Origin of the sequence: Dyella sp. (assembly GCF_035486915.1) — a bacterium.
GTDB lineage: Bacteria > Pseudomonadota > Gammaproteobacteria > Xanthomonadales > Rhodanobacteraceae > Dyella_B.
Window position 1 is genome coordinate 1 of sequence record NZ_DATHMR010000081.1, and the last position, 18,125, is coordinate 18,125.

An 18,125-nucleotide genomic window follows, 5' to 3' on the forward strand; every position below is an offset into this window, starting at 1 on the left:
ACGTTCTCCTGCCCAGCTCGCGAGGGGGCCCATGATGTGTTCCAGCCAACCCTGCGCTCGTGGAATCAGCAATGCGATACCTACCAGGAGCAAAAGGATCGCACTTATCTTGCGAACTCTTTCGCCATCCAACCCCACGGACGCACCGACGGTAGCGATAAGAAAGCCAGCCAGCGTGAACGAGGCGACGAGTCCAATCGCCAACGCGAGTGGCCCAAAGCGATGACGTTGCGCAGCACTTCCCAGCACGATGGGCACAAGCGGAATTACGCAGGGGGACAAAATCGTCAACACACCGGCCGCGTAGGCAACGAGTGGATTGAGGCTACCGCTCATAAATACCTAACCAGGCAGGCAACGCCGATGAACATGTCAAAGCCTCCGTAGACATCTGTTGCCTGTGTCTTCGGATCGCGCTGCGTCGAGGTTACATTCCTCCTCGCTGTAACCCGCGCCGCCCTGCCATCGAATAATGGTTTGACCACCTACGCAAGGGACGCCCTATGCACACACTTCGAATGTTCTCGCTTGTCGCAATTGGCTTGGCTTTCACATCCGTCGCCCTGGCTGCGCCGATTCAACCTTTCAGCACCGCCGCACTGAAAGCGGCACAGGCGGCGGGCGAACCAGTGTTGGTGGATGCGTATGCGAGCTGGTGTCCGACCTGTCGCAAACAGGCGCCGACCATCGACGCGATGGCCAACGATCCTGCCTTCGCAAAACTCGTGATCCTTCGACTTGATTACGATAATCAGGCGGCTGAAAAGCAGGCCTTGGGCATTACAACGCAAAGCACATTGATTGCCTATCACGGCAACAAAGAAGTTGGACGAACCGTGGGCATAACCGATCCCGGACAAATCAAATCGTTGGCCGAATCTGCGCTGCATTGACGGTAGCTCCTGCCGCAGGACAGCACGCTGCATTCGTTCTATGCTGGCTCTCATCAAAACGAGGGCCGGCTATGCGCACTCCGAATGTTTTGCTCGCCATATCGATGCTGGTTGTGAGTGGATGTGCGTCCACAGATGCGAGTCACGCCCAGGCAAGTACGCCCTCATCGTGGATCAGCTATGCATGCGCGGACGGGCGCGTCGTGCAAGCGGAATATCCGGATACCAAAACGGCGCAGATCAAAATCGACGGTCAGACACATACGTTGCGTATCGCGATGTCGGCCGACGGAGCGCGCTACACCGGTGACGGCTGGCAATGGTGGACCAAGGGTATGCACGAGGGCAGCCTCGCGGCTCTGGCGCCCGGAGAAACCATCGCCAGCGCAGCCGGTGTGGCCTGCCACGCACCCTGAACTTACATCGTTCTAACAACCTGGGCTGCCAGTCATCGGAGAGACTGCTGGCCGCCACGGTAATGACGCATAGGAATAATCGTCGCGTCATCGACGGCGGGCATCCTTTTGCCATCGGAAATGGAGTATCTCCCGATGGAGTCGCAGTACGTTTTTCCGTCCAGCCGTGGCCTTTTTCGCATCGTGAAGCATGGTCACCGCTGGCGCTCGCTGATCGAGGCGCTGGAAGTGGCGCGCCACGATTCCGCGGAGGCGGCGCTCGAGGCCTTACGCATCGCGTGGCCACAGGCGCGTCTTCCACAGACGTTGAGTGAATGGCGTTATGTGGGCGATTCCACCGCGTTGCCACATGCACGATTGGCACGTGCCACCAGCACATTCAGAACTGCCGCCGTCGATCCTTCGCAAGGGCACGTGCGCCGTTCACGCCGCGCGTGGGTCCGCCCAAACCGTGGCGTGACCGATCGCGGCTGATCGGTGGCCGCCTTCTATGGCAGATCAATCTTTCGCGTTGATCACGTCGAGGAAATCGCGGCCGTAGCGTTTGAGTTTCGCTTCGCCAATGCCACTGATGGACGCGAGATCCTCTTCTGTCTCAGGTAGTGCGCGCAGCATGGCCAGTAAAGTTGCATCGTGGAAGATGACGTAAGCCGGGACGCCATGCTGTTTGGCCAGTTTCGAACGCAATGTGCGCAGCGCTTCCCACATCGGCTGCTCGTAAGCCTCGATGCCCAGGCTCGCACCCGTCACCAACTGACTGTCGCGGCGACGCGATGCCTTGCGCGCAGGGCGCGTTTCTTCGCGCATGTGTACGGCTTTATGACCCACCAGTACATCGCGGCTGGTTGGGGTAAGACGCAATGTGCCAAAACCTTCCGCATCGGTAGCAAGCAGGCCGCTTGCCAAAAGCTGCCGGAATACGGAGCGCCATTGCTTCTCATCCATGTCTGCGCCGATGCCGAACGTGGTAAGTCGATCATGACCAAGTTGACTCATGCGCTCGTTATCGATGCCGCGCAGAATGTCGATGACATGTCCAGACCCGAAACGCTGTCCGCTGCGATACACCGCCGAAAGCGCCTTCTGCGCCGACACTGTGGCATCCCAGGTTTTTGGCGGATCGATGCAGTTATCGCAACGGCCGCATGGGCCATGGAAATCTTCGCCAAATGCGCCCAGCAGCACTTCGCGCCTGCAACGTGTCGCTTCGGCATACGCAAGCAGGGATTCGAGTTTCTGCCGTTCGACACGCTTGCGCTCATCCGCAGACTCCGACTGCGCAATCATCTGGCTCATGGTGACCACGTCTGACAGGCCGTAAATCATCCACGCATTCGCAGGCAATCCGTCGCGGCCGGCGCGACCGGTTTCCTGGTAATAACCCTCCATGCTGCGTGGAAGATCCAGATGCACGACAAAGCGCACATCAGGCTTGTCGATGCCCATACCGAACGCCACGGTGGCCACCATCACCACACCGTCTTCGCGCAGAAAGCGTTGTTGATTGGATGCGCGCTTGGCGGCATCGAGGCCTGCGTGATAAGGCAATGCCGCAATGCCAGCATCGGAGAGCCACTGTGCTGTTTCGTCGACTTTACGACGGCTGAGGCAATACACGATGCCCGCATCGCCACGGTGCCCCTCAAGAAAGCTGGTGAGCTGACTGCGCGGGTTGTGCCGCTGGGCAACGACATAGCGGATGTTCGGGCGATCGAAGCTTGAAACGAATTGACGCGCCTGCTGCAACGCGAGCCGCTCGACAATCTCCTCGCGCGTGCGCGGATCGGCCGTTGCGGTGAGCGCGATGCGCGGCACGCTCGGAAAACGCCGATGCAAGATGGTGAGTTCGCGGTATTCCGGGCGAAAATCGTGGCCCCATTGCGATACGCAATGCGCTTCGTCGATGGCGAACAGCGCGACTTCGGTGCGCTCAAGCAAGTCGAGAAAGCGTGATGTGAGCAGACGTTCTGGCGCGACATACAACAAATTCAATTCGCCAGCCAGCAGTTGCCTTTCCACCTCGCGCTGTTGTTGCGCATCAAGACTGGAATTGAGATACGCCGCTGCGACACCGGCTTCGCGCAACGCATCGACCTGATCCTGCATCAACGCAATCAAGGGCGACACGACGATACCCGTGCCTTGTCTTAGCAACGCGGGAATCTGATAGCACAACGACTTGCCGCCGCCCGTTGGCATAAGCACAAGCGCGTCGCCACCGTCGGCAACGTGTTCAACAATGGCTTGTTGCGGATCGCGAAACCGGGTGTAACCGAAAACGCTCTGAAGAATGTCGAGGGCGGTGGCAGGCATCCGCACCATCCTAACAAACTGCGCCACATCACTCACGGATGCCGTGTGGTTGCTGGGAATGGAAGAGTGTCATCGCCCTTCCCGAAACGTCGTCCGATTACGATTCGGGCATGCCCCAGATCGCATGATCAATATCGGCGTCCAGACCGAAACGCGACAACGGTACGCGACCGTTTTTCACTTCCACGCCTTCGGCCTTTAGCAGGCGGCATTGCTCGCGGTAACCGCGGCTGCCGGGCGGCATGGCGATGTGGCCGCTGGAGCGCAGTACACGAAACCACGGCAACACCATGCCATCGGGCACCTCGCCCAACAGCCTTCCCACAAGCCGCGCCCTGCCCGGCAATCCGGCGCGCGCGGCAATGGCACCGTAGCTGGCGACGCGGCCTGGCGGAATGGCGGCGATGGCAGCGAAAACCCGCAGATATTCCTCTTTCATAACAGTGTGCCCGTTAGGAATGCTCGGATGATGGTTGTGTGGACGTCAGCACCGGCCCGAAAAGACCTGCTCAATATCATGCCGTGTACGCAAAATTACCGCAGTCGTGGCACAGTACTCATCCATCCGCCTTCTGTCCGGATCGCCGTATGCATCATTTCGAGGCCGTGCGTTCGCTGATTGGTAGCCTGCATACGCTGAGGCAAAACGATCCGTATCTGATCAGCTTCGATCTGGCATTGCCGCAGGGGCGTCATCAAGGCATTTACCTGGCGGAGCTGGAAGATGAAACCGGGCGACGCTATCTGCGCATTTCCACTCCCATCGGCCCGCTTTCAGGTACTGATCCCAAGCGTTGCCTGCGTTTCAATTGGGAGCAGCGCAACGGCTTTCTGGCCGTCACCGATCTGGATGGATCGCCTTATCTGCATCTGTGCGAGAACCGGCCTTACGACCTGCTCAATCAGCAGGAGCTGCGCCGCCTGATCGATGAGCTGGGCACCCTTGGCGATCAGCTGGAACAGGTGATCGTCAACGGCGGCGACGCATTCTGATCACAGCCAAAGACGCGCCACAGAAACGAACGCGTACGCAAGCAGTGCTGTCACCGGCAGCGTGAGAATCCACGCCCACACCATGCGCTCGACCACCGACCAGCGAATGGCGTTGAAACGTTTTGCTGCGCCCACGCCCATGATCGATGACGATACGACATGCGTGGTCGACACCGGCAAGCCAAATGCCGAAGCCGCGAGAATCACCAGCGCGGAACTGCCTTCTGCAGCGAATCCATTGATCGGATGCAGCTTCACCATCTTGTGGCCCAGCGTTTTGATGATGCGCCAACCGCCGCCCGCCGTGCCGGCGGCCATCGTCAACGCACACACCACAGCAACCCATGACGGCACGGCAAAACCCGTCGCCGTCGGTGCGTGAATGCGCAGGAAAGAAAGCCATCCAGGCAATCCATCGAACTGCCCTGCTGTCGTCGCGCTGGCAAGCGCGAGCGCGATGATGCCCATGCTCTTTTGCGCGTCGTTCATGCCGTGCGCCAAACCCATGGCGCTTGCCGACACGATCTGCGCTTTGCCGAAGAAGCTGTTGACGAATGGCGTGCGCCCCAAATAGCGCAGAAAGTTCTTTTGACTTGCGAACCATGAAAGCAATGCGTAGAGCGAGCCCATCAGCAGGAAGCCCAGTACGAAGCCCATCAACGGCGAGACGACCATGGGCACGACCACTTTCGGAATGACGCCCTTGCCATCCCACCAATGCGCACCCTGCGCCCAGATCACTGCGGAAAAGCGCCCGCCTGATGCCGCAATGGCCGCGCCCACCAGCGAACCTACCAAGGCGTGACTGGAGCTGGACGGCAAACCCAGCCACCACGTAATCAGATTCCACACGATGGCCGCCAGCAGCGCACAAATCAGCAATTGCGGACCGGCCTCCACCACTCCTGTGTTGACGATACCCGCGGCAATCGTTGCCGCCACAGCCGTGCCCCACAGCGCACCGATCATGTTGGTGATGGCAGCCAGCAGCACCGCCTGTCCCGGCGTAAGCACCTTGGTCGCCACCACCGTTGCGATGGAGTTGGCGGTGTCGTGAAAACCATTGATGTAGGTAAATGCGAGTGCGATCAGCACGACCGCAGCGACGAGACCGAGACTCATGCGCCAACTCCCGTCGGGCGGTGCCATGCATAAGGGAAAGCGTGCACGGCGTTGTCCTCAGGAGTTCTTCAGCACGATGGAATAAACGATGTTGCCGACGTCGCGGCATTTGTCGATGGCTTTCTCGATCAACTCGAACAGATCCTTGGCCAGCATCGCGCGCATCGCGTCATCGCTTTCGATGTAAAGCGTGCGATACGGCACCAGCAGCAGGCGATCGCCTTCCGATTCCAGCGTCTGCAAGCGATCCTGCAGTTTCTTCACCGGACCGATGCGCAAACCATGACGCAACTCGCCGATCATTTGCGCGACCACTTCGGCGGAACGCGCGAGCACCAACGTGCGCTGGGCAAAATCCACACCCGTGAGACGGCCGGAGACGACCTCGTAACGCTCGGCGAATTTCTCAATGGACTTCGGAATTTTGTAGAGCGAGGTATTGAGCGCCTCGATGTCCTCACGATCCAGCGCCGTGACGAAGGTGTTGACGAGCTCCTCGCTGATCTTCGAAGCCAACGCCTTCTCGCGCGCCCGGGCCGATGCGAAGGCCGCCATCACTGGCGCGCGATCGGCCTGCGTCACCAATTCGTGCAGCGCCTTGGCGCTTTCGAGAGCGGCTTCTGCGCTCTCCTCAAGCAGGCCGTAAAACTTGTCGCCTTTGCCAAAAATGGTCTGGAGTGAAAACATGCGGGCAGCGCCTGAACCGAGGAATGGGGGGCAAATGTGACGCGCATGTTACAGGACGCGCCTGCCGCGTCGCACCACCGGCGGCCTCCGGTGTCTTACACTGAGCCCATGCCTGCATCTCCTCTCGTCCTGTCGCGATGCTGACAACTATCGCGCTCGTCCTCGTCCTCGCCCTGTGTAACGGCTTCTTCGCGCTTTCGGAGATGGCCCTGGTCGCCTCGCGCAAGAGCCGCCTGAAACAGATGGCGCGCACAAGCCGGCGCGCGAAGATCGCATTGCGCCATGCGGAAGCGCCCGAGCATTTCCTGTCCACGGTACAGGTGGGCATTACGCTGGTCATGCTGATCACCGGCGCGGTGGCTGGCGACGCGATCGGATCCCACATTGCGGTACTGCTTAACAACGGCAGCCTGGTGTGGCTAGCGCCATACACACGCATCATCGGTATCGTGCTCGGATTCGTCGTGATCTCTTTCATCCAGATCGTGGTCGGCGAGCTGGTGCCAAAACGTCTGGCGCTGTCGGCACCGGAGAAAGTGGCAACGGTCGTCGCGATGCCCATGCTGGTGCTTTCACGTGCCACGGCTCCGTTTGTATGGATGCTCAATCGCTCCAGCACCGGGCTGTTGAAACTGCTGCGCGTGAAAGATCGTGGCCAAAACGCAGCGACGGAAGAAGAGATTCGACTGCTGGTTGCCGAAAGCACCGAACAAGGCGTGCTCGATGCCGACGAACAGGCGATGGTCAATCGCGTGTTGCGTTTGGGCGATCGCACGGTGGACAGCGTGATGAGTCCGCGTACGCGCATTGCATGGCTGGATATGAATGCGCCGCTATCGGAAAACCTCGATGTGCTGCGGCAAACGCCATACTCGCGTTATCCGGTTTATCGTGGCGATGAAAGCGACGTCGTCGGCGTGGTCGAAGTGAAAAGTCTGCTTGGCGGCATTACGGCCGGAAAATTGGAACTTTTTCGCACCCTGGCCAAACCGCTATACGTTCCCGCCACCGCGCGCGCGCTCGACTTGCTCGAAGAATTCCGCGATGCCGAAACACCCATGGCGCTCGTTGTCGATGAATATGGCGATATCGAAGGCATCGTGACACTCAACGATTTGCTCGCTGCCGTCGTTGGCGCAAGCCAGCTTGGTCACGGCAACGAAGAAAGCTCGCCGATCGTGCAACGCGAAGATGGCAGCTGGCTGGTCGACGGCGCAATTTCAACCGACGATCTGCGCGAATTGCTGCGTGTGGACCACCTGTACGGTGAAGACGAGCACGACTTCCGTACCGCCGCGGGCATGGTGATGGCCGCGCTGGGACACATTCCGCAAACGGGTGAAGTGTTCGAATGGCACGGCATTCGTTTCGAAGTGGTCGATCTTGATGGTGCGCGCATCGACAAGCTGCTGATCACACCGGCACCGCGAATCGAAGTCGCCGACGAACAATGACGTCGTAGGTTGAGTTACTTCTTCTGCCCCGCTATCTGCGCCATGCGCTGCGCATCGGCAAGGATGCCGTGCAACATGCGTAGCTCGCGCTCGTCCATCTGGGCACGCTGGAAAAGTTTGCGTAACCGCAACATGATCGTCGTGGCCGCTCGGCCTTTGTGGAAATCGATGTCGTCCAGCGTTTGCGCCAGGTGTTCGTAGAAGCGTTCCATCTGCGCTGCATCGGCAGGCGGCTCGTCATGCAACGGTGGTGCTGCCGAAATACTTTCGCCGAGCCACGCAACGCGCAACTCGTAAGCCATCACCTGCACCGCTTGCGACAGATTGAGTGAGCTGAAATCGTCCACGCTGGGAATGCGTACCATCGCATGGCAGCGTGCCAGTTCCTCGTTCTCCAGCCCGGTGCGCTCGTTGCCAAAGACGAACGCCACCTGCTCGCCGCGCTGCGCGGCCGCGAGTGCCTGCATCGCGCCCTCGCGCGGCGTCAGCTCCGGCAGGTTCACGCCACGCCGCCGCGCAGACAGACCAAAGGCCAGACTGGAGCCGGCCAGACTCTCGATCAGCCCCCGATGGACCCCTGCCCCTTCCAGCACATCATCGGCCCCGGCCGCCATGGCCGAGGCCTCGCGGTCGGGAAATTTATGCGGCGCCACCAGTTCCATGCGGGTAAAACCCATGGTCCGCATGGCCCGCGCCGCGCTGCCGATGTTGCCCGGATGCGAGGTGCGGACGAGAACGAAGCGAAAAAGACGGGCGAGATCGGGGTCGGTCATGCGGATCGGATGGCTGGCAAATGGCTGAAAAGGATAGTGGAGATGGTGCCTTTTGGCCGCCAAGACCGGTTCCGGGCCCGTCCGCGGCGGCACTCTGCTAGAATCCGCGGCCGCTAACCCGTTCTTTTGCCAAGCCAAAGCCATGACCAGACCCGCCGTCAACGTCGCGGTACGCGCCGCGCGCTCCGCCGGTAACGTAATCCTGCGTTACATGAACCGCATCGATGGCCTCAACGTCGTCGAAAAGCAACGCATGGACTTCGCGTCCGAGGTCGACAAACTGGCGGAAGCGGAGATCGTCAAGGAACTGCGCCGCGCCTACCCCACTCACGCCATCCTCGCCGAGGAAAGTGGAGCCACGGGTAAAGGCCATTTGGTGTGGGTGATCGATCCGCTCGACGGCACGCACAACTACCTGCGCGGCATTCCGCACTTCAGCGTATCCATCGCCCTGCTCGACAAGGGCGAGCCCGTTTATGCCGTGGTGTTCGATCCGTTGCGCGACGAGCTGTTCACCGCCAGCAAGGGCGATGGCGCGTACCTCAACGATCGCCGCATGCGCGTGACCAAGCGCGAGGACCTCAACGGCGCCATGATCGCGACAGGCTTTCCCTATCGTCAGCGCGCGCATCTGGATTCGCAGCTGGCCATGACGCGCGCGTTGCTGTCGCAAGCTGAAGATATTCGTCGCTCCGGCTCAGCTGCGCTGGATCTGGCCTATACCGCAGCCGGCCGCTACGACGGGTTCTTCGAAATCGGCTTGAAGCCGTGGGATATGGCAGCTGGCGCGCTGCTGGTGCGCGAAGCAGGCGGTCAGTACTGCGATTTCGCCGGCCGCGACGGCCTTCCTGAAAGCGGCAATATCGTTGCGGGCAATCTGCATGTGGTGAAGGCGATGACGGAGGCCATCAGCGCTAACGCTACGCCGTCGCTCTTGAAGGCTTGATACCTATCCCAAAAAGGCGCCGCGAGGCGCCTTTTTTATTTATGTCGCTGACGGATCGAGCAACCCGATGTTGTAAGTCATGCCGAATGGATCGCGGAGGTAGCAACGCGGTACCGCCGGGTTTTCCTCCAGCAACGTGCATCCTGCCGCAAGCAACCGCTCCTTGGCGGCTTGAACATCCGGCACCAGAAATTCGAAAACCGGACCGTGCGGCTTGCCCTTTTCCACGTAGAGACGAAAGGCACCGGCTTCGAAACCGACGATGTTTTCGCCGCGATGAACAATCTCCAGACCCAACGAGGTTGCGTAGAACCTGGTCGCCGCATCCCAATCTTCCGTGCGGATGATCACGTCGCGCGAAGAACGAAACCCGTTTGTCATGACATTCACCCTCTGCAAGGATCACGATCTGGTTGATTCCGCTGACGTACACCGCTAACAACTACATGCATATGCTCGCTTTTGGCATCTCTCTCCTTGGATGCACCCGACTCAGGGTGGCACCTGCCTTGCAACCACCTCGAAATGTTTCACCTCCGGCTCGAACTCGAGCAGGAAATCGGCATCTTCCGGGTAATACTTGGCTTTCAGGATATCGTCTCCGGCAAAATGACGGATCGCCTGTTCCGATACCCAATGCGTCATTGTCAGAAAGTGGGTGACATCGCCTTCATCGCGGCGCAACACCGCGACGTCGATATTGCCCGGCACCGATCGATAATCCGGGATGGCACGCTGCTCCAAAAACGCAGCGTAGCGATCGGCCCGTTCGCGAGACGTTCGGCCATGCCAGATGCGACAGATCATCACGTCACCTCTTAACAACGCGCTTTGGGATCATTTACACCGCGCGGCCACCACTATGCCGGCGAATGGCAGACAGCTTCGATATTGTTGCCATCCGGATCAAGCACGAAAGCACCGTAGTAGTGCTCGTGATAATGCGGACGAACACCCGGCGCACCGTTGTCCCGACCACCAGCCGCCATCGCCGCCTTGTAGAACGCATCGACGATCGCGCGACTGGAAACGCGAAATGCCACATGGACAGGGGGATTATTCGCCACACCTTTATAGATCCAAAAATCCGGCTTCGGCGGCTCACCGAAACCTGCAACATCGGTGTTCCCGGTTACTGACGCGGGAAATTCCATCAGCAGCGCATAACCGATGGCAGACAGTGCCTTGGTGTAAAACGCTTTGCTTTTATCGAAGTCGCTAGCGGAGAGGCCGGTGTGGTCGATCATGTTTTCTCCGATGATGTCTAAGGCAGCTATCGCAGAAACAGCGAACCCAGACTACACCGAATACATTGCAATCAGAGCACGCTAGGGATGTTCGCGCAGAAACGTTCGTAGAAACGGTATGGTAATGCGCCGTTGCGCCGCCAGCGACGCCTGATCCAGGCGATCGAGCAGATCGAGCAACGCGCCCAGATCGCGTACGTAACGCGCGAACAGCCAATCGAGCACTGCATCGTCCAATTCGATGCCACGCAATGCGGCCTGTTGCTTCAACACTACGCGGCGTTCTGCATCGTCCAACGGCTTGAGCGCGAACTGCGTGCATGCACCAAGGCGCGAACGCAAATCCGGAAGTGTCAGTAGCAGCTGCGCTGGCACCGCTTCGGCCGCGAACAGCAGCGCCGTTCCTTCGGCACGCGCTCGATTGTAGAGATCGAACAATGCATGTTCGGCATCGGGTTGACCGGCCAGCGCCTCAAGATCATCCAGCGCGAGAAACTCGCTGCCCGCCACCCCGCGAATGACCGATGCATGGTCCTTCAGCGCTTTCAACGGAAGATATTGAACCGTATGCCCCACTTCACTCGCACTCTGACACGCAGCAAGCAGCAGATGGCTCTTGCCGCTGCCCGACGGACCGCTTAAGTACAACCAAGGAGCACCCTTTTTTGTTGCAAGCTCGCCAACAGCGGCAACGGCGACAGCATTGGCACCGGCATGAAAATGTTCAAAACGCTGGCGACGCGGCCAACGCAGACTGAGAGGCAACTGCGCGGTCATGGCTTGTGCGGCTGCTCGCCTTCAACAATATGCGCTTCAGTTTTCATGTCACCTTGCGCATCTTTGCTGACCGTGACATCCACTTCAGCGATTACCGCATCGGGCTCGCCTTCTTCGGTGTACAGATCACTCTGTTTGTAGCGCTGCGCCAGGTAGCGCAACAACACGAGAATGACCGACGCGGCCGGCAGGGCGAGCAACACGCCCAGAAAGCCAAAGAGATAGCCACCGGCCAGCACGGCGAAAATCACGGCTACCGGATGCAAGCCGATCTTCTCGCCGACCAGTCGCGGCACCAGTACATAGCCTTCCAGCAACTGGCCAACGACAAACACGCCAATCACCATAAGCAAATGCGTCCAATCGCCGTGCGTCACGAGCGAGGCGATAATCGCCGCGGCAAAACCGGTGATGAAACCCAGATACGGAACGAAACTGAGAAGACCCGCCACCATACCAATCAGCGGACCGACCGAAATGCCGATCAGCGTCAACGCTACGCCGTAGTAGATTGCAAGCGCCAACATCACCAGCAATTGCCCGCGCACGAATGCACCAAGCACTGCGTCCGCTTCGCGCGCCAGGTGCGCAACGGTGGGTTCGATCGAACGCGGCAGGATGCGATCGATCCACCCGACGAGGCGGTCCCAATCGCGCAGCAGGTAAAACCATACAACCGGAATCAACACCAGATTAGTCAGCCACATCACCACGCCAAAACCGGAGCGTGACAAGGTGCCAAGCACGCTGCCGATGGACCCGATGTGCTCCTTGATCTGTGCCATCAACCGATCGGTATCGAACGCATTGGGATCCAGATGCAGCTTTGTCTGCAGCCACGGCATCGCCACATTCCTCGCCCATTCCACATAACGCGGAAAGTTCTCCACGAGGTTTTCGATCTGACGCGCAATCAGTGGCACCAGCAGCAACAGCGTGGCGACGATGACGAGGATCAGCACGACAAACACAATGCTGACGGCCAACGTGCGTCCCAGGCCAAGCCGTTCGAGTCGATTGGCCAGTGGATCGCCCAGATACGCCAGCATCGCCGCAATGGCGAAGGGCATCAGCACCGGCGCAAGCAGCCAGATGAACAGCGCGATCACCACGGTGATCGCCAGCAATTGCCAGCGGCGGGAGGTCTCTTGGCTTATGGACACGAGTAGCTCATGAGTGACAGCCGGGTGCGGTAGGCAAGTTTGGCTTATGTGGCGGCGGGTTCAAAGCATTCGATCAGCATGCGCTAGGAGGCGTTACGCGCCTGCCACGCGCGGTGCGACCAGCGCACGACGTAGTCCAGGCCGCTGGCCACGCACAAGCCAGCCACCAGCCACATGAATACGAAAGAAGACGGCGCAGGCCAGCGCGCCAGCGCCATCAGCACGCACACCAGATAGACGATCTGCATGAAGGTGCATGCCTTGGATAACAGGCTCGGCTGCGGATAGATGCGCCCGATCAGCCATCGCCATAGCACGGCCCCCGACGCAATGATCAGATCGCGTGCGCAGACGATTGACGTGAGCCACAAAGGCACCTCGCCAAGCCACGCCAGAATCACGAAGCAGCTGACCAGCAGCAACTTGTCGGCGATGGCATCGAGCATGCCGCCAAGGCGACTCTGCCAGCCGTAGTGGCGAGCCAGAAAACCATCCACGCCATCGGACACGCCGGCAACCGCGACAAACGCGAGCGACGACGACCAGCTTCGATGCAACAACAACCAACAAATGGGAGCTACCAGAACGACCCGTAGCATCGAGATGGCGTTGGGCAGATGCCGCCAGGGCGATTGCGACGCAGCTGGCATCGCGACGGCCATGGTCGTCAGAGCCTGTTCAACGTCTCGGCGTAGCCCGCGTTGCCACGGAGCGGCCGACAGGTGGTAGTGCGCGGCCGCATGACGGTCGCACCGGGGCAACCCGAAGGGCCGGATCTGTTTGCCCGCCGGGCTACGTCCTCACTCAGTTGTGTATCGACATACACGCCTTCGTTCCTCCTTGCCCAGCAGGCAAACAGATCCGGCGCGGGCCACGCCGAGACGTTGAACAGGCTCTTAGTGAAGCCAGCGCAGGGTTACGTCGGCACCGTCGTGCGACGTGCCTTGCATCAGGCGACCGCCCGCGGTGAGATTTGCAGACAGGGTCGCCAGCGGTGTTCCCGCTTTGACATCCAACATCACGCCGTCGTCCTGCGCACCAAGCGTGCTGACTTTTTGCACCGTGGGATCGGCGCGCAAGGTGGAAAGCAAATTGGCGTAATCCATCGCCGAATGCAGACCCGATATCCAAAGCTTGCCGTCGACCTGGCCCGAACCGATCACGTTGAGCGTCTGGCCAAGGCGATCCGTTGCGCTTTTGCCGGCGTCGGCGAACATCGCATCTTCGCTGGTGCCTTGCGTACTCCAATGCTGAGCAAGGCCACCGCTGATCAACGTCCAGTCGGCGCTGCCGTTGTGCATGTCACCCATCAGCACGAGGCCGGTTTTGTAAATGCGTGTAATGGCAGCGAGCGCTGCCGGATCTGCACCTGCCAGCTGGCCCACATCGGGTAGCTGCGTGGGATCGGCATACGTCACCTGATAACCATGCTTGCTCACGGCATCGGCCAGCCCACCGAGATCGTCTTTGCCGAGCACGTTGCCATCGCTACCGCGCACCACCAGCAGCACGGGCGGTTTCACGCCGGCCGTCGCCGCGCCCATCTGCGTGACGACACGCTGGACAGCGCCCTGATCGAATGTCACCGCCAGCGTCATGCTGGGCGGATTGCCGGGTCCGCGCTGGTACTGAAAGACTTTCACGATACCGGCGGCGTTCTGCATGGCATCGTCGTAACCGGCCTTGCCGCGCAGATCCTGGCCACCCGACACGCGCGCCAGCACCTGCCCCAGTGCCGCGGAGAAGGCCTGCGTACGCTGCGCGTCGCTGGTGTCCGTGACCGGCACCACCACGGTATACGGCGACGTGGGCGGCGGCGGCGCGGCCTGACTCAAGGCAATCTGCGGCAGGCCGGCGATCAGGCCAAGCAGCAAGGTGGCGAACAGCAAGCGTGTCAGGCGCATGGGTGGCCGGGCTCAAGGCAGGGGATTTGGGTCGAAGTCTGCCCAATCCGACCCCTAACGTCTATCATTGGACGTTTTCCGTGACGCAGGTTTCACCATGTCCGACGCCCTCACCTACCGCGCCGCTGGCGTGGATATCGATGCCGGCAATGCCGTGGTCGAACGCATCAAACCGCTGGTCAAGCGCACCTTCCGTCCCGAAGTCATGGGCGGCCTGGGCGGTTTTGGCGGTTTGTTCAACCTCGGCACACGCTACAAGGAGCCGGTGCTGGTCTCCGGTACCGATGGCGTGGGCACCAAGCTCAAGCTTGCGCAACAGTTGGGTCGCCACGACACGATCGGCATCGACCTGGTTGGCATGTGTGTGAACGATGTGTTGGTGCAAGGCGCCGAACCGTTGTTCTTCCTCGATTACTTTGCGACCGGCAAGCTGGATGTCGACACCACAGTCGCCGTGGTCGGCGGCATCGCCAAAGGCTGCGAACTCGCCGGCTGCGCGTTGATCGGCGGCGAAACCGCCGAAATGCCGGATATGTATCCGCCGGGTGAATACGATCTTGCTGGTTTCACCGTCGGCGCGGTGGAAAAAGACGCCTTGCTCAGTGGCGATGGCATCGTTGCGGGCGACGTAATTCTGGGCGTGGCATCGTCCGGTCCGCACTCCAACGGTTATTCGCTGATTCGCAAGATTGTCGAACGCGCCGGCAGCCCGTTCGATCTGGACTTGGGTGGCGTCAAGCTCGCCGATGCACTGATGGCGCCAACCACGATTTACGTGAAGCCGATGCTGGAACTACTGAAGTCGATGCCGGTGCATGGGATGGCGCACATCACGGGCGGCGGCCTGAAAGAAAACATTATTCGCGTGGTGCCTGATGGCCTGGGCCTGAAGATCGATGCATCGGCCATCAAGCTGCCGCCGGTGTTCGAATGGCTGATGCGCGAAGGCAACGTGGCGCGCGAGGAAATGTGGCGCACGTTCAACTGCGGCGTCGGCTTCACCATTCTGTTGCCGCGCGATGCGGTGAGTGCGGCGGCGGCGCTGCTCGCCAAGCATGGTCTTGCCAGCTCCGTGATCGGCGAAGTCGTTAAGGCACAAGGCGACGAGCGCGTTCACATCGGCTGATGGTTTGCGCGCAAGTCATGGTGGCGCGGGCAGTTGCTCAGTCGAATACTGATGCGTAGCGCACGCGATTCAACGCTTTAAAGTCACTGGATCCCAGCTTACGCTGGGATGACGGTCGAAAATACTTACCTCATCGCACATGCCTTCTCCGCTTCGCATCGCAGTACTCGCTTCCGGACGTGGCAGTAATTTCGCCGCGCTGCTGGCTGCGCGCGAACGTGGCGAGTTATCAGCCGATTTCGTCTTGTTAGCCAGCGACAAAGCCGACGCTGCGGCCTTGCAGCTCGCGCGCATGGCAGGCGTACCAACGCTGTTACTGGAGCCGCGCGACTACGCCGAACGTCGCGATTACGATATCGCCTTGTTCGAACGCATCGCCGCCAGCAAACCGGATGTATTGGTCCTTGCGGGCTTCATGCGCATCATCGATGGCGATGCGTTGAAACCGTGGGTTGGGCGGATGATCAATATCCATCCGTCGCTACTGCCGAAATATCGCGGCCTGCACACGCACCGCCGTGCGTTGAAGGCAGGCGATGCCGAACATGGCGCCAGCGTGCATTACGTCACTGCAGAACTGGATGGCGGTCCGGTCATCGCCCAGACCCTGCTGCCGATCGAAGCCGGTGATGACGAAAACACGTTGGCGGCCAAGCTTCTACCGCTTGAGCATCAACTACTTTCCGCGGTCGTTTCCCTGATCGCCGATGACCGCCTTGCACTGAGGAACAGTGGCGTCGCCTTCGACGGCGAACCACTTCGCAAACCCTTGCGATGGCATGACGGAAAGCTCATACGCTGAGCCCGCGTTTCCGCAACGAGACGTTCAGGATCGCTGCGTACACTGCCGATCCATGCGCACACTCAAACTCTCCCGAACCCTGCTCGCCGGCCTTGCGCTGGCCACCTTCGCTACCGCTGTGTTTGCAGCGCCGCCGAAATCGTTCACCGCGACCTATCAGGTATTGCGCGAGGGCGAAGCGATGGGTCAGGCGACCATCACACTGAAGTCGCTCGGCAATGGTGAATACGAATACAGCAACCAAATGAAAGGCACTTCTGGTTTGGCCGCCATGCTCGGCGTCAATTCCAACGCCGTGACACGTTTTCGCTGGCACAACGACACACCGGAAACGGAAAACTACACGTCCAAAGTCAGCGCACTGAAAACCAAAGAGCGCACGATGCAGGTGAACTGGAACAGCAATCAAGTCACCGTCACCGACAACAAAGGCACGACCAATTACGCGGCTGTCCCGGGCATGGTCGACGGGAATACCTTTCCGCTGGCGCTGGGTCTCGCATTGGCCGGCGGCAGCCACAGCGTCACGCTACCGGTAGGCGTGAAACAGCAGGTCGAGCATCAGCAATACAAAGTGCAGGCCTCGGAATCGGTCCAGGTTCCCGCGGGCACCTTTAACGCCGAGCGCGTGGCACGCACGGATTCGGACAAGCACTTCGAAGCGTGGTACGTGAAGCAATACCCGCTTCCGGTGAAACTGGTGCAAACCGAAGGTGGCGATCTGACCATGCAGCTGAGCCAGTTCAGCGCCAACTGAGCAAAAAAAAACGGGCCGCATCAGCGGCCCGTTTCGTATTTGATGCATCAGGTCGGCAAGCGTCGAATCTTCGCACCCAATGTGCTGAGCTTCTCTTCGATATTCTCGTAACCGCGATCGATGTGATACACGCGATCCACCGTCGTGTCGCCCTCTGCAACCAGGCCAGCCAGCACCAGACACGCCGATGCGCGCAGATCGGTTGCCATGATCGGGGCGCCGCTCATCTTGTCCACGCCCTGGATGATCGCGGTGTTGCCTTCAAGACGAATGTCCGCGCCAAGGCGCTGCAATTCGTGCGCGTGCATGAAGCGGTTTTCGAACACCGTCTCGGTGATGATGCCCACGCCCTCGGCCACGCAGTTGAGCGCGGTGAACTGCGCCTGCATGTCGGTCGGGAATGCCGGGTACGGTGCCGTGGTGATGTTTACAGCCTTCGGACGACGACCCTGCATATCCAGCTCGATCCAGTCCGGACCGGTCGAAATATGCGCGCCGGCTTCTTCCAGTTTGGCGAGCACGGCATCGAGCGTGTTGGCGCGAGCATTGCGAGCACGAACCTTGCCGCCGGTCATGGCTGCGCCGACGAGGAACGTGCCGGTTTCGATGCGATCGGGCAGTACTTCGTACGATGCGCCGTGCAGTCGCTCGACGCCGTGAATCACCATCGTCGATGTGCCCGCGCCTTCGATCTGCGCACCCATCGCATTGAGGCAATTGGCAAGATCGACGACTTCCGGCTCCTGCGCCGC

Annotated in this window: 23 protein-coding genes; 9 read left to right on the top strand and 14 right to left on the bottom strand. The window is 60.1% G+C overall.

The window, feature by feature from the left end; genetic code table 11:
- On the bottom strand, positions 1 to 336 hold a 336-nt coding region (locus VK725_RS06640), incomplete at its 3' end, for a cytochrome c biogenesis CcdA family protein (protein WP_414648458.1).
- Positions 337 to 503: 167 nt separating this feature from the next.
- On the opposite strand from VK725_RS06640, the gene VK725_RS06645 reads away from it, so the two are divergent.
- The 3 genes from VK725_RS06645 to VK725_RS06655 all read left to right on the top strand — a co-directional run bounded on the left by VK725_RS06645 (position 504) and on the right by VK725_RS06655 (position 1,783).
- A complete protein-coding gene (locus tag VK725_RS06645; protein WP_325317271.1) occupies positions 504 to 893 on the top strand; it encodes a thioredoxin family protein in 390 nt (129 codons plus the stop codon).
- A gap of 71 nt (positions 894 to 964) precedes the next feature.
- On the top strand, positions 965 to 1,309 hold the full coding sequence (locus VK725_RS06650) for an MliC family protein (RefSeq protein ID WP_325317272.1): 345 nt from the start codon (positions 965 to 967) through the stop codon (positions 1,307 to 1,309).
- A gap of 135 nt (positions 1,310 to 1,444) precedes the next feature.
- Positions 1,445 to 1,783: a hypothetical protein gene (locus tag VK725_RS06655; protein ID WP_325317273.1), complete on the top strand. Its 339-nt coding sequence runs from the start codon at positions 1,445 to 1,447 to the stop codon at positions 1,781 to 1,783.
- Positions 1,784 to 1,807: 24 nt separating this feature from the next.
- Here VK725_RS06655 and recQ read toward each other — a convergent pair whose 3' ends face one another.
- Complete coding sequence (gene recQ / locus VK725_RS06660) at positions 1,808 to 3,622, bottom strand: DNA helicase RecQ (RefSeq protein WP_325317274.1); 1,815 nt, start codon at positions 3,620 to 3,622, stop codon at positions 1,808 to 1,810.
- A 97-nt stretch (positions 3,623 to 3,719) separates the two neighbouring features.
- Positions 3,720 to 4,061 carry an MGMT family protein gene (locus tag VK725_RS06665; protein WP_325317275.1) on the bottom strand — a complete coding sequence of 114 codons (342 nt, stop codon included), beginning with the start codon at positions 4,059 to 4,061 and terminating at the stop codon, positions 3,720 to 3,722.
- A gap of 149 nt (positions 4,062 to 4,210) precedes the next feature.
- Here VK725_RS06665 and VK725_RS06670 point away from each other — a divergent pair, with 149 nt between their 5' ends.
- Complete coding sequence (locus VK725_RS06670; protein ID WP_325317276.1) at positions 4,211 to 4,615, top strand: hypothetical protein; 405 nt, start codon at positions 4,211 to 4,213, stop codon at positions 4,613 to 4,615.
- Here VK725_RS06670 and VK725_RS06675 read toward each other — a convergent pair whose 3' ends face one another.
- On the bottom strand, positions 4,616 to 5,737 hold the full coding sequence (locus VK725_RS06675; protein ID WP_325317277.1) for an inorganic phosphate transporter: 1,122 nt from the start codon (positions 5,735 to 5,737) through the stop codon (positions 4,616 to 4,618).
- Between the two features lie 57 nt (positions 5,738 to 5,794).
- The gene (locus VK725_RS06680; RefSeq protein WP_325317278.1) at positions 5,795 to 6,424 is read right to left on the bottom strand and encodes a pit accessory protein; all 630 of its coding nucleotides are present in this window, start codon (positions 6,422 to 6,424) and stop codon (positions 5,795 to 5,797) included.
- 137 nt (positions 6,425 to 6,561) lie between these two features.
- Between VK725_RS06680 and VK725_RS06685 the strand changes: the two genes are divergently transcribed.
- On the top strand, positions 6,562 to 7,878 hold the full coding sequence (locus tag VK725_RS06685; RefSeq protein WP_325317279.1) for a hemolysin family protein: 1,317 nt from the start codon (positions 6,562 to 6,564) through the stop codon (positions 7,876 to 7,878).
- 14 nt (positions 7,879 to 7,892) lie between these two features.
- On the opposite strand, the gene VK725_RS06690 is transcribed toward VK725_RS06685, so the two are convergent.
- Positions 7,893 to 8,651 carry an RNA methyltransferase gene (locus VK725_RS06690; protein WP_325317292.1) on the bottom strand — a complete coding sequence of 253 codons (759 nt, stop codon included), beginning with the start codon at positions 8,649 to 8,651 and terminating at the stop codon, positions 7,893 to 7,895.
- 142 nt (positions 8,652 to 8,793) lie between these two features.
- Between VK725_RS06690 and VK725_RS06695 the strand changes: the two genes are divergently transcribed.
- A complete protein-coding gene (locus VK725_RS06695) occupies positions 8,794 to 9,597 on the top strand; it encodes an inositol monophosphatase family protein (protein ID WP_325317280.1) in 804 nt (267 codons plus the stop codon).
- A 39-nt stretch (positions 9,598 to 9,636) separates the two neighbouring features.
- Here VK725_RS06695 and VK725_RS06700 read toward each other — a convergent pair whose 3' ends face one another.
- From VK725_RS06700 to VK725_RS06730, 7 genes are all read right to left on the bottom strand, one after another.
- Entirely contained in the window at positions 9,637 to 9,978 is a 342-nt protein-coding gene (locus VK725_RS06700) for a VOC family protein (RefSeq protein ID WP_325317281.1), read from the bottom strand.
- 111 nt (positions 9,979 to 10,089) lie between these two features.
- On the bottom strand, positions 10,090 to 10,404 hold the full coding sequence (locus tag VK725_RS06705; RefSeq protein WP_325317282.1) for an antibiotic biosynthesis monooxygenase family protein: 315 nt from the start codon (positions 10,402 to 10,404) through the stop codon (positions 10,090 to 10,092).
- A 53-nt stretch (positions 10,405 to 10,457) separates the two neighbouring features.
- Positions 10,458 to 10,844, bottom strand: coding sequence for a VOC family protein (locus VK725_RS06710; protein WP_325317283.1), 387 nt, complete (start codon positions 10,842 to 10,844; stop codon positions 10,458 to 10,460).
- Between the two features lie 81 nt (positions 10,845 to 10,925).
- Positions 10,926 to 11,621 carry a DnaA regulatory inactivator Hda gene (hda, locus tag VK725_RS06715; RefSeq protein WP_325317284.1) on the bottom strand — a complete coding sequence of 232 codons (696 nt, stop codon included), beginning with the start codon at positions 11,619 to 11,621 and terminating at the stop codon, positions 10,926 to 10,928.
- The gene (locus VK725_RS06720; RefSeq protein WP_414648459.1) at positions 11,618 to 12,778 is read right to left on the bottom strand and encodes an AI-2E family transporter; all 1,161 of its coding nucleotides are present in this window, start codon (positions 12,776 to 12,778) and stop codon (positions 11,618 to 11,620) included. Before VK725_RS06720 ends, hda begins: the two co-directional genes overlap by 4 nt.
- An 89-nt stretch (positions 12,779 to 12,867) precedes the next feature.
- The gene (locus VK725_RS06725) at positions 12,868 to 13,446 is read right to left on the bottom strand and encodes a CDP-alcohol phosphatidyltransferase family protein (protein ID WP_325317286.1); all 579 of its coding nucleotides are present in this window, start codon (positions 13,444 to 13,446) and stop codon (positions 12,868 to 12,870) included.
- 234 nt (positions 13,447 to 13,680) lie between these two features.
- Positions 13,681 to 14,688, bottom strand: coding sequence for a DUF2066 domain-containing protein (locus VK725_RS06730; protein WP_325317287.1), 1,008 nt, complete (start codon positions 14,686 to 14,688; stop codon positions 13,681 to 13,683).
- A gap of 97 nt (positions 14,689 to 14,785) precedes the next feature.
- On the opposite strand from VK725_RS06730, the gene purM reads away from it, so the two are divergent.
- The 3 genes from purM to VK725_RS06745 all read left to right on the top strand — a co-directional run bounded on the left by purM (position 14,786) and on the right by VK725_RS06745 (position 17,373).
- Positions 14,786 to 15,814 (top strand): phosphoribosylformylglycinamidine cyclo-ligase, encoded by a 1,029-nt coding sequence (purM, locus tag VK725_RS06735; protein ID WP_325317288.1) that lies wholly within the window; start codon positions 14,786 to 14,788, stop codon positions 15,812 to 15,814.
- 139 nt (positions 15,815 to 15,953) lie between these two features.
- Positions 15,954 to 16,616: a phosphoribosylglycinamide formyltransferase gene (gene purN / locus VK725_RS06740; RefSeq protein WP_325317289.1), complete on the top strand. Its 663-nt coding sequence runs from the start codon at positions 15,954 to 15,956 to the stop codon at positions 16,614 to 16,616.
- Positions 16,617 to 16,668: 52 nt separating this feature from the next.
- Positions 16,669 to 17,373: a DUF3108 domain-containing protein gene (locus VK725_RS06745; RefSeq protein ID WP_325317290.1), complete on the top strand. Its 705-nt coding sequence runs from the start codon at positions 16,669 to 16,671 to the stop codon at positions 17,371 to 17,373.
- A 47-nt stretch (positions 17,374 to 17,420) separates the two neighbouring features.
- Here VK725_RS06745 and VK725_RS06750 read toward each other — a convergent pair.
- Positions 17,421 to 18,125: UDP-N-acetylglucosamine 1-carboxyvinyltransferase (locus VK725_RS06750; RefSeq protein ID WP_325317291.1), on the bottom strand; the 705-nt coding region annotated here is incomplete at its 5' end.

Coding starts and splice junctions, on each gene's coding strand:
- VK725_RS06645 (WP_325317271.1), top strand. CDS start 504: ATGCACACACTTCGAATGTTCTCGCTTGTCGCAATTGGCTTGGCTTTC.
- VK725_RS06650 (WP_325317272.1), top strand. CDS start 965: ATGCGCACTCCGAATGTTTTGCTCGCCATATCGATGCTGGTTGTGAGT.
- VK725_RS06655 (WP_325317273.1), top strand. CDS start 1,445: ATGGAGTCGCAGTACGTTTTTCCGTCCAGCCGTGGCCTTTTTCGCATC.
- recQ (WP_325317274.1), bottom strand. CDS start 3,622: ATGCCTGCCACCGCCCTCGACATTCTTCAGAGCGTTTTCGGTTACACC.
- VK725_RS06665 (WP_325317275.1), bottom strand. CDS start 4,061: ATGAAAGAGGAATATCTGCGGGTTTTCGCTGCCATCGCCGCCATTCCG.
- VK725_RS06670 (WP_325317276.1), top strand. CDS start 4,211: ATGCATCATTTCGAGGCCGTGCGTTCGCTGATTGGTAGCCTGCATACG.
- VK725_RS06675 (WP_325317277.1), bottom strand. CDS start 5,737: ATGAGTCTCGGTCTCGTCGCTGCGGTCGTGCTGATCGCACTCGCATTT.
- VK725_RS06680 (WP_325317278.1), bottom strand. CDS start 6,424: ATGTTTTCACTCCAGACCATTTTTGGCAAAGGCGACAAGTTTTACGGC.
- VK725_RS06685 (WP_325317279.1), top strand. CDS start 6,562: ATGCTGACAACTATCGCGCTCGTCCTCGTCCTCGCCCTGTGTAACGGC.
- VK725_RS06690 (WP_325317292.1), bottom strand. CDS start 8,651: ATGACCGACCCCGATCTCGCCCGTCTTTTTCGCTTCGTTCTCGTCCGC.
- VK725_RS06695 (WP_325317280.1), top strand. CDS start 8,794: ATGACCAGACCCGCCGTCAACGTCGCGGTACGCGCCGCGCGCTCCGCC.
- VK725_RS06700 (WP_325317281.1), bottom strand. CDS start 9,978: ATGACAAACGGGTTTCGTTCTTCGCGCGACGTGATCATCCGCACGGAA.
- VK725_RS06705 (WP_325317282.1), bottom strand. CDS start 10,404: ATGATCTGTCGCATCTGGCATGGCCGAACGTCTCGCGAACGGGCCGAT.
- VK725_RS06710 (WP_325317283.1), bottom strand. CDS start 10,844: ATGATCGACCACACCGGCCTCTCCGCTAGCGACTTCGATAAAAGCAAA.
- hda (WP_325317284.1), bottom strand. CDS start 11,621: ATGACCGCGCAGTTGCCTCTCAGTCTGCGTTGGCCGCGTCGCCAGCGT.
- VK725_RS06725 (WP_325317286.1), bottom strand. CDS start 13,446: ATGGCCGTCGCGATGCCAGCTGCGTCGCAATCGCCCTGGCGGCATCTG.
- VK725_RS06730 (WP_325317287.1), bottom strand. CDS start 14,688: ATGCGCCTGACACGCTTGCTGTTCGCCACCTTGCTGCTTGGCCTGATC.
- purM (WP_325317288.1), top strand. CDS start 14,786: ATGTCCGACGCCCTCACCTACCGCGCCGCTGGCGTGGATATCGATGCC.
- purN (WP_325317289.1), top strand. CDS start 15,954: ATGCCTTCTCCGCTTCGCATCGCAGTACTCGCTTCCGGACGTGGCAGT.
- VK725_RS06745 (WP_325317290.1), top strand. CDS start 16,669: ATGCGCACACTCAAACTCTCCCGAACCCTGCTCGCCGGCCTTGCGCTG.